Source organism: Streptomyces sp. NPDC059874, assembly GCF_042731135.1.
In the GTDB taxonomy this organism is placed as follows: domain Bacteria; phylum Actinomycetota; class Actinomycetes; order Streptomycetales; family Streptomycetaceae; genus Streptomyces.
The window spans coordinates 1-8,567 of record NZ_JBHWJY010000152.1; the positions used below are offsets into that span (position 1 = coordinate 1).

Here is an 8,567-nt window from a genome sequence, read left to right on the forward strand (position 1 = left end):
CTGGAAGGTCGGGGCTCCGCCCCGGGCCCGCGCCTCAAACGCCGGCGGGGCTGGATTCGGCGGCTGCTGCCGCCACCAGGGGGTTTCTGTAGGAGGCTCCCAAGGGGGTGGGTGGGGGCCAGGTGATTCAGCTATTTCGCCGCGTCGGCGGCTAGGGCACGATGAAGGTATGGCACCGCACTTCGATCACCCCGGCGAGCAGGCCGCTTCGGACCCCATCCGGCTGCTCGCGATCCGCGAAACCCCGCTCTCGATCGACGAGGTCTTCCAGGCCGTCGGCGACGACGCCACGGGTGGTACGACGCTCTTCGTCGGCACGGTGCGCGATCACGACGGCGGCGCGGACGTCGACTCGCTCGGCTACTCGTGCCACCCCACCGCCGAGGCCGAGATGCGCCGCATCGCCGAGCGCGTCGTGGCGAAGTACCCGGTCCGCGCCCTGGCGGCCGTGCACCGCGTGGGCGACCTGGCCGTCGGCGACCTGGCCGTCGTCGTGGCCGTGTCCTGCCCGCACCGCGGCGAGGCCTTCGAGGCCTGCCGGATGCTGATCGACGACCTCAAGCACGAGGTCCCGATCTGGAAGCACCAGACCTTCGCGGACGGCTCGGAGGAGTGGGTCGGCGCCTGCTGACCCCCGGCCGGAAGGCCACCCCCGAAAGGGGGTAGCCTCGCACCCGTTCGGCCGCGCAACACGCCCTCGATTTGCGTAACCCCCCCACGGGCACGAGCGTTGAAGCCACCAACGACACGTACTTCGGGGTAGGGAGGCACGCCCATGGCGTCTCTGGCGTGGTTGCTGATTCCGCTGTTCGCCGCGATCGGCGCGGGGATATGGGGCAGCTGGGCGGCGCGCGACCGTACACAAGGCGACATATCCGAGCTCGCCGGCTACGCGCGATTCCGTGAAGCCATGGGCAAGGCCGATCAGGCCAGGGTGAAGGCGGACGCACACTCCGGTTCCGACGCCGTCTGACGCGTCCCGCGAGTGGTCCCGCGAGCAGTCCCACGCGTGCCCGGCGCTCGGTGAGAATCGCCTGAGAGTTTCCCGGTACGGGCCCCGTACGGACCGGCCCCGGGGGCCGCTCGTCAGGGGCGTCCCGTACTGTCGGATCCATGCCACGCCGCACCGCGACGATGCTCGCCTCCACCCTCGTGCTGTTCGCGCTGCTCTGCGCAGGGGTGTTCATCAAGGTCCCGTACTCGGAGATGAGCCCCGGACCGACCGTGAACACGCTCGGCGACTCGCACGGCGAGCCCGTCCTCAACATCTCGGGGCGCAAGACCTATCCGACCAGCGGTCACCTCAACATGACGACGGTCCGGGTCACCGGCGCGGACTACGACATGAACCTGCTGGAAGCGGTCTACGGGTGGCTGGCCGACGACAACATCGTCGTGCCGCACGAGAACCTCTACCCGGACGGAAAGACGGACGAGCAGTCCACCCAGGAGAACGCCGAGGAGTTCAGCCAGTCGCAGCAGAGCGCCAAGGTGGCGGCCCTGAAGCAGCTCGGCATTCCGGTCTCCGCCCGCGTGATCGTCGCCTCCGTGGTCAAGGACAGCCCCTCCGACGGCAAGCTGCACGCCGGTGACGTGATCAAGGCCGTGGACGGCACCCCGGTCACCGGGCCCGAGGACGTGGCCAAGTTCGTCACCAAGCACAAGCCCGGCGAGCCCGTCGAGTTCACCATCGTGCCCGCCGCCGAGGCGGCCGAGGCGGCGAAGGCGAACCGTGAGCCCTCCGGCTACGCCAAGGTCACCATCACCGCCGGCAAGGCGGAGGGCGACGGCCACGCCATCGTCGGCATCCGGGCCGGTACCGACCACACCTTCCCGTTCACCATCGACATCAAGCTCGCCGACGTGGGCGGCCCGAGCGCCGGCCTGATGTTCGCCCTCGGCATCGTCGACAAGCTGACCCCGGAGGACCTGACCGGCGGCAAGTTCGTCGCGGGCACCGGCACCATCGACGACGCGGGCAAGGTCGGCCCGATCGGCGGCATCCAGATGAAGACCATCGGGGCCCGTCAGGCCGGCGCCGAGTACTTCCTGACGCCCGCCGAGAACTGCGCGTCGGCCGCCAAGAACGTGCCCGACGGCCTGACCCTGGTGAAGGTCGCCACCATGGACGACGCCACGAAGGCGCTGGAGAAGATCAGCAAGGGGGACACGGCCGGGCTGCCGCAGTGCGGCGCCAAGCCCTGACCCCCCGCGCCGATCACGAGAAGGTCGCCGCCAGGGCCTCCGCCAGCCCGGGCACCAGGCCGCCGCCGGTGAGGACCTCGGTCGAGGAGTCCTTCTCCCGCAGCCGTACGGCCGACTCGCGCGAGCCGTCGCGCAGCACGGCCACCGTGAGGCGGACCTCCTGCCGCTCCGGGTGACCGGCGACCCACTTCGCCAGCTGCTTGTCGCTCAGGCCCTCCGGTACGGAGGCCTCCGCGGACGGCGGCAGCATCAGCCGCTCCACGGTCAGCGCACAGCCGACGACCGCGTCGGGCCAGGCGATGGTGCCCAGGAACTTGTCGAGGGGGGTCCCGGCCGGCAGCTCGTCCTGCTCGATCGGGGTGAGGGAGGTCTTGCCGGCGTCGTCCTGGTCGAGGCCGAGCTGGCCCGCCAGGCGCGGCTCCTGCTTCTTGAGCTTGGCGGTGTCGACGAGGGCGAACAGCCGCGCGGGCTGGTCCCAGCCGAGGCCGGCCGCGTACTCGTCGATCTCGAGACAGGCGCGGGTCAGCGGGCCGGCCGCCATCGGCGTGCCGGGGGAAGGTGAAAGGTTGGACATGGACAACATCCTGCCTCCTTTCCGCCGGATACCGGGAACTGACTAAAGCCTCAGTAAGTTGCATGAGTGGGCTCTACGATCGGGGGCCCCGTTCGATACAAGACACAGCGACTTTCGAGGTGCGCACCTTGGCTTTCCAGATGCCGGACCGCGGCGGAGGCCCCTCCGGGCCACGGATGAGAGTCGGCCGCCCCTCCCGGCGCGCCCGAACTCTCCTCATGACCTTGGGCGTGCTGGCCGTCCTGGCCATGCTCTTCATCATGTTCGCGGGCTTCTGGACGGACTGGCTCTGGTTCCGCTCCGTGAAGTACTCCACGGTGTTCACCACCACCCTGTGGACCAAGATCGGCCTCTTCGCCGTCTTCGGTCTGCTGATGGCGGGGGCCGTGGGCTTCAACATCTGGCTGGCGCACCGGCTGCGGCCGCCGCTCAGCGCGATGTCGATGGAGCAGCAGAGCCTCGACCGCTACCGGATGAGCATCGCCCCGTACAAGAAGTGGCTGCTCCTCGGCATCGCCGTGCTGGTCGGCCTGATCGCGGGCGCCTCGGCGGCCGGCCAGTGGAAGACCTGGCTCATGTACGTGAACGGGGTGGCCTTCGGTACGAAGGACCCCCAGTTCCACATGGACGTGTCCTTCTACACCTTCGACCTGCCCTGGTACCGCTTCCTGCTCGGCTTCGGCTTCGCCGCGGTCGTGCTGTCGGTGATCGCCGCGGCCGTCGTGCACTACCTGTACGGCGGGCTGCGCGTGACCAGCCCGGGCGCCCGGGCCACCGCCGCGGCGACCGGGCACCTGTCGGTGCTGCTCGGCCTCTTCGTCACCCTCAAGGCCGTCGCGTACTGGCTCGACCGGTACGGACTCGCGGTGAAGTCCAGTGACTTCAAGGCCGCGGACAACTGGACGGGGCTGCGGTACGTCGACGCGAACGCGTACCTGCCGGCGAAGACGATCCTCGTCGCCATCGCCGCGATCTGCGCCCTGCTGTTCTTCGCGACGCTGTGGCGCCGCACCTGGCAGCTGCCGGTCATCGGCTTCGGCCTGATGGTGCTCTCGGCGATCCTGATCGGCGGGCTCTACCCGGCGATCGTGCAGAAGTTCCAGGTCCAGCCGAACGAGCAGGCCAAGGAATCCCCGTACGTCCAGAAGAACATCAAGGCCACGCGCGACGCCTACGGGATCGCGGGCTCCGAGGTGACGGACTACGCGGGCGTGCCGAACGCGAAGACGGACAAGAACGTCCTGCGCCGGGAGGCCGACACGACGGCCAGCATCCGGCTCCTCGACCCGAACATCGTCTCGCCGGCCTTCCAGCAGCTCCAGCAGGTCAAGGGCTACTACGCCTTCCCGTCCACGCTCGCCGTGGACCGCTACAGCGGCCAGGACACGGTCATCGGGCTGCGCGAGCTGAACATCGGCGGCATCCCGAAGAACAACTGGATCAACGACCACTTCAAGTACACGCACGGCTACGGCGTGGTCGCGGCCAAGGGCACCACCGTCGGTGACCAGGGCGCCCCGGACTTCACCCAGTCCGACCTCCCCTCCAAGGGGATGTTCGGCACGGACTTCGAGCAGCGCATCTACTACGGCGAGCAGACGAAGCAGTACTCGATCGTCGGCGGTCCGCAGAAGGAGCTCGACTACTCGGACGACAAGGGCGAGAAGGAGACGAGCTACAAGGGCGACTCCGGCGTCAACCTCGACAACCCGATCAACCGGGCCGCGTACGCGCTCACCTTCAACGAGCCGCAGATCCTCTACTCGGGGGCCATCGGCGAGGGTTCGCGGATCCTCTACAACCGCACCCCGAAGGACCGCGTCGAGGCCGTCGCCCCGTGGCTGACCATCGACGGGGCGCCGTACCCGGCCGTCATCGGCAAGCGGGTCGTCTGGATCGTCGACGCGTACACGACCACCAACGGCTACCCGTACGCCTCGCGCACCACGCTGGGCCAGAGCACCGCGGACTCGCTGACCAACAGCCAGCGCGCGGTGGTGGCCCAGGAGAACCAGGTCAACTACATCCGCAACTCGGTGAAGGCCACCGTCGACGCGTACGACGGCACGGTCAACCTGTACCAGTGGGACACCGAGGACCCGGTCCTGAAGACCTGGATGAAGGCGTTCCCGGGCACGGTGAAGGCCAAGAGCGACATCGCCAAGCCGCTGCTGGACCACCTGCGCTACCCGCAGGACCTCTTCAAGGTCCAGCGCGAGCTGCTGACCCGCTACCACGTCACCGACCCGCAGACCTTCCTCAGCGGCAGTGAGGCGTGGGCGGTCCCGGACGACCCGACGACCAAGGCCGGTACGGCCGTTCCGCCGTACTACCTGTCGATGAAGATGCCGGGCCAGAAGGAGAAGGACCAGGTCTTCTCGCTCACCACGACGTTCACGCCGAACGAGCGGCCCAACCTGAGTGCCTTCATGGCGGTCAACGCCGATCCGGGCACCCCGGACTACGGCAAGATCAGAATCCTGAAGATGCCGACCAGCAAGCCGCCGGACGGCCCCGGTCAGGTGCAGAGCAAGTTCCAGTCCGAACCGAAGATCGCCGAGTCCATCCGCCTGCTGCGCGGTGGTGACTCGGAGATCGAGTACGGGAACCTGCTCGCGGTGCCGCTCGACGACGGGATGCTCTACGTCGAGCCGGTGTACGTCCGCAGCTCCGGGCTGAAGTACCCGCTGCTGCGCAAGGTGCTGGTGACCTACGGCGGCCAGACGGCCTTCGAGGACACGCTGGAGAAGGCGCTGAACGTGGTCTTCGGGGCGGAGGCTCCGACCACGCCCGTGCCGCCGACCCAGCCGCCGGGCGAGGGCACCACCACGCCGCCGCCGGCCAGCCAGGACCCGACGGTCAAGGCGGCGCTCGCCGACGCGCAGAAGGCAGTCGACGACGCCGAGAAGGCCAGGCAGGCCGGCGACTGGGCGGCCTTCGGCAAGGCGCAGGAGGAGATCAAGGCGGCGCTGAAGCGGGCGATCGACGCGGAGGCGAAGCTGACGGCCCCCAAGCCGGCGGGCCAGTGATCAAGGAGTAACGGCTTCGTCCCGCGTCGTGATACTGTGGTTTCACCGACGCGGGGTGGAGCAGCTCGGTAGCTCGCTGGGCTCATAACCCAGAGGTCGCAGGTTCAAATCCTGTCCCCGCTACTGAAAAACGAAGGCCCGGATCCCATGGATCCGGGCCTTCGTCATGTCCGGGATATGCCCCGGATATGTACGGGAATGGACACGCGGTAGCTGGGGCGGGTGAGTTGGGGCAGGAGCGTGTTTGACTTGGGTATCTGTGGGCATGTCGACAAAACGCTGTAGTGACCTCACTGGCTGCGACATACCAGGTGTACGCGGGTAGCAGGTGATGCGACGATGGGATTTATGGGGGACAGGCCAACTCTGCTGGAGACAGGGCGGATTGCGAGGGCGGAAGCCGAACCGGGCACGGGGGCCAAGGGGGCGGCTGCGGCCGCCGACGCGCAGACCGCACTGACCGATGCGGAATTCTTGGACAAGCACGGCGCGGGGGACGTGTTCGGCGAGGTCGACTCCGCGAGCGACGCCGAGTTGGAGGCCCGGCACAGGGTCGCCGCCGACAAGGGAGACCCGGGCGCCATGAGCGTGCTCGGGGCCCTGCTGCTGCGCCGCGGCGACCTCGACGGGGCCGAGCCCTACCTGCGCGGCGCCACCGGCGAAGGGGACCGGGCCGCCGCGAACAACCTCGGAGTACTGCTGCACCAGCGGGGCTACCCGGACGAGGCCGCCGGCTGGTGGCGCGTCGCCGCCGTGGCCGGATCCGCGCCGGCCGCGCACGCCCTGGGTCGCCACTTCCGCGAGCGCGGCGACGAGCCCGCCGCCGAGTACTGGATGCGGCAGGCGGCGGAATCCGGCCACGCGCTGGGCGCGTACGGCCTGGCCGACCTGCTGGAACACCGCGGGGACAAGGGAGTCGAGCGGTGGTTCCGCGCCGCCGCGGAACAGGGCCACCGCGAGGCCGCGTACCGGCTGGCGAGGCACCTGCGCAAGGGCGACCCCGCCGAGGCCGAGCAGTGGTACCGGCAGGCCGCCGCGCGCGGACACCGGCGTGCCGCGCTGCACCTGGGCGCGCTACTGGAGGCCCGCGGGGAACTCAAGGAGGCCGGCCGCTGGTACCTGACCTCCGCCAAGCAGGGCGAGGCCCGCGCCGCCTGCGCGCTCGGCTTCCTGCTGCGCGACGCCGGCGACGAGGACAGCGCGGCCGCCTGGTGGCACCGCGCCGCACAGGACGGGGACGGCAACGCCGCGAACGCGCTGGGCGCGCTGCACGCCGCCCGGGGCGAGACCGAGACCGCGGAGCGCTGGTACCGGACCGCCATGGACGCGGGCGACCAAAACGGGGCGTACAACCTTGCTCTGCTGTGCGTGGCACAGGAGCGGACCGCGCAGGCCGAGCAGTGGTACCGGCGCGCGGCCTACGCCGGGCACCGCGAGGCGGCCAACGCGCTGGCCATCCTGCTGCTCCAGGGCGGCGACGCGGCGGGCGCGGAGCCGTGGTTCTCGAAGGCGGCCGAGGCGGGCAGCGTCGACGCGGCCTTCAACCTCGGGATCCTCTTCGCCAGCCGGGACGAGGACCGGACGGCGCTGAAGTGGTACGAGCGGGCCGCCTCGGCCGGCCACACGGACGCGGCGCTCCAGGTCGGGATCGCCCTGGTGCGCGACGGCGAGGAGCGGGCCGCCGAGCGGCACCTGCGGTGCGCGGCGGGAGGCGGCAGCGCGGAGGCGGCCTTCCGGCTGGCCTCGCTGCTGGAATCGCTGGCCCCGCCGCCGGAGCCGGTGGCGCTGGGCGAGCCGGTGGGCGGCGCCGCCAGGACCGAGAGCGAGGAGTGGTACGAGCGGGCCGCGGAACTCGGCCACCGGCGCGCCCAGGTGCGGGTCGGGATGCTGGCGTCCGCCCGCGGCGACGTGGAGGTCGCCGCGCGGTGGTACCGGGAGGCCGCCGAGGCCGGCTCCCGCAACGGGGCGTTCAACCTCGGGCTGCTGCTGGCCCGCGAGGGGAGCGAGCCGGAGGCCGCGCTGTGGTGGACCCGGGCCGCGGTGGCGGGCCACGGGCGCGCCGCGCTGCGGCTGGGGCTGCTGGCGGCCCGCCACGGGGACCTCGCGGAGGGGCAGAAGTGGTGCGTGCGGGCCATGGAGCTGGGGCCGGCGGAGGTTTCGGAGCGGGCGGCGCGGTTGCGGGAGGCGCTGGCGGAGGAGTTGTCGGCGTAGCCCCTGCGGGGGGCTCGGCCGTACGTCTTGGCGGGGCTCCGGTGTGCTCGCGGGTGCGGCGCCGCTGCCGGGGGCGCTGCCCCCGGGCCCCCGCGCCTCAAACGCCGGCGGGGCTGGAAGTGCCCCCGGCGGGGCTGGAGGGTGTCCGTCGGGCTGCCTTGGTCATTCGGGCGATGCGCGGGCGGCGTAGCAGGGAGCTGCCCGGGGAGCCGGAGCTCGTGGCCGCGGCGATCGGGGCGATGATCTCGATGCTCGGCTACGCGGCCATGACCGGCGGGGCCGCGCCGGACGACGCCGAGGTGGTCGACACGCTGACCTCCCTGCTCCTGCGTGGGCTGGCCGGTTAAGCGATTTGCATCTGCCGGGTGACCTCACGTAAAGTCGTGTTTACCGACGCGGGGTGGAGCAGCTCGGTAGCTCGCTGGGCTCATAACCCAGAGGTCGCAGGTTCAAATCCTGTCCCCGCTACTGAAGACTGAAGGCCCGGATCCTCTGGTTACGGGGCGTCAGTGGTTTGCGGGGGAAATTGGGCCAGTGGGGTTTTAAAA

The 8,567-nt window shown here is 70.5% G+C and carries 7 protein-coding genes and 2 tRNA genes; 8 read left to right on the forward strand and 1 reads right to left on the reverse strand.

Translation table 11 applies throughout. From position 1 onward, the window contains the following. Nucleotides 1–169: 169 nt before the first annotated feature. From ACFV9H_RS40665 to ACFV9H_RS40675, 3 genes are all read left to right on the forward strand, one after another. Nucleotides 170–631 (forward strand): molybdenum cofactor biosynthesis protein MoaE, encoded by a 462-nt coding sequence (locus ACFV9H_RS40665; protein WP_385408914.1) that lies wholly within the window; start codon nucleotides 170–172, stop codon nucleotides 629–631. Nucleotides 632–775: 144 nt separating this feature from the next. Beyond that, on the forward strand, nucleotides 776–973 hold the full coding sequence (locus ACFV9H_RS40670; RefSeq protein ID WP_329379456.1) for a hypothetical protein: 198 nt from the start codon (nucleotides 776–778) through the stop codon (nucleotides 971–973). A gap of 140 nt (nucleotides 974–1,113) precedes the next feature. Next, on the forward strand, nucleotides 1,114–2,205 hold the full coding sequence (locus ACFV9H_RS40675) for a PDZ domain-containing protein (protein WP_385408916.1): 1,092 nt from the start codon (nucleotides 1,114–1,116) through the stop codon (nucleotides 2,203–2,205). 13 nt (nucleotides 2,206–2,218) lie between these two features. Here the strand turns inward: ACFV9H_RS40675 and ACFV9H_RS40680 are convergent, their stop codons facing one another. Continuing rightward, nucleotides 2,219–2,779 (reverse strand): PPA1309 family protein, encoded by a 561-nt coding sequence (locus ACFV9H_RS40680; protein ID WP_385408918.1) that lies wholly within the window; start codon nucleotides 2,777–2,779, stop codon nucleotides 2,219–2,221. A 140-nt stretch (nucleotides 2,780–2,919) separates the two neighbouring features. On the opposite strand from ACFV9H_RS40680, the gene ACFV9H_RS40685 reads away from it, so the two are divergent. The 5 genes from ACFV9H_RS40685 to ACFV9H_RS40705 all read left to right on the forward strand — a co-directional run bounded on the left by ACFV9H_RS40685 (nucleotide 2,920) and on the right by ACFV9H_RS40705 (nucleotide 8,487). Continuing rightward, the gene (locus ACFV9H_RS40685; RefSeq protein ID WP_385408924.1) at nucleotides 2,920–5,808 is read left to right on the forward strand and encodes a UPF0182 family protein; all 2,889 of its coding nucleotides are present in this window, start codon (nucleotides 2,920–2,922) and stop codon (nucleotides 5,806–5,808) included. 49 nt (nucleotides 5,809–5,857) lie between these two features. Then, a tRNA-Met gene (locus tag ACFV9H_RS40690) sits at nucleotides 5,858–5,931 on the forward strand. 216 nt (nucleotides 5,932–6,147) lie between these two features. After that, the gene (locus tag ACFV9H_RS40695) at nucleotides 6,148–8,019 is read left to right on the forward strand and encodes a sel1 repeat family protein (RefSeq protein WP_385408920.1); all 1,872 of its coding nucleotides are present in this window, start codon (nucleotides 6,148–6,150) and stop codon (nucleotides 8,017–8,019) included. Between the two features lie 173 nt (nucleotides 8,020–8,192). Further along, complete coding sequence (locus tag ACFV9H_RS40700) at nucleotides 8,193–8,366, forward strand: hypothetical protein (RefSeq protein ID WP_385408922.1); 174 nt, start codon at nucleotides 8,193–8,195, stop codon at nucleotides 8,364–8,366. Between the two features lie 47 nt (nucleotides 8,367–8,413). After that, nucleotides 8,414–8,487 (forward strand) — tRNA-Met (locus ACFV9H_RS40705). Nucleotides 8,488–8,567: the final 80 nt, after the last annotated feature.

What these genes read in the sequence shown, in the direction of transcription:
- ACFV9H_RS40695 (WP_385408920.1), top strand. Translation starts at nt 6,148, where the DNA reads ATGGGATTTATGGGGGACAGGCCAACTCTGCTGGAGACAGGGCGGATT.
- ACFV9H_RS40665 (WP_385408914.1), top strand. Translation starts at nt 170, where the DNA reads ATGGCACCGCACTTCGATCACCCCGGCGAGCAGGCCGCTTCGGACCCC.
- ACFV9H_RS40700 (WP_385408922.1), top strand. Translation starts at nt 8,193, where the DNA reads ATGCGCGGGCGGCGTAGCAGGGAGCTGCCCGGGGAGCCGGAGCTCGTG.
- ACFV9H_RS40685 (WP_385408924.1), top strand. Translation starts at nt 2,920, where the DNA reads ATGCCGGACCGCGGCGGAGGCCCCTCCGGGCCACGGATGAGAGTCGGC.
- ACFV9H_RS40680 (WP_385408918.1), bottom strand. Translation starts at nt 2,779, where the DNA reads ATGTCCAACCTTTCACCTTCCCCCGGCACGCCGATGGCGGCCGGCCCG.
- ACFV9H_RS40670 (WP_329379456.1), top strand. Translation starts at nt 776, where the DNA reads ATGGCGTCTCTGGCGTGGTTGCTGATTCCGCTGTTCGCCGCGATCGGC.
- ACFV9H_RS40675 (WP_385408916.1), top strand. Translation starts at nt 1,114, where the DNA reads ATGCCACGCCGCACCGCGACGATGCTCGCCTCCACCCTCGTGCTGTTC.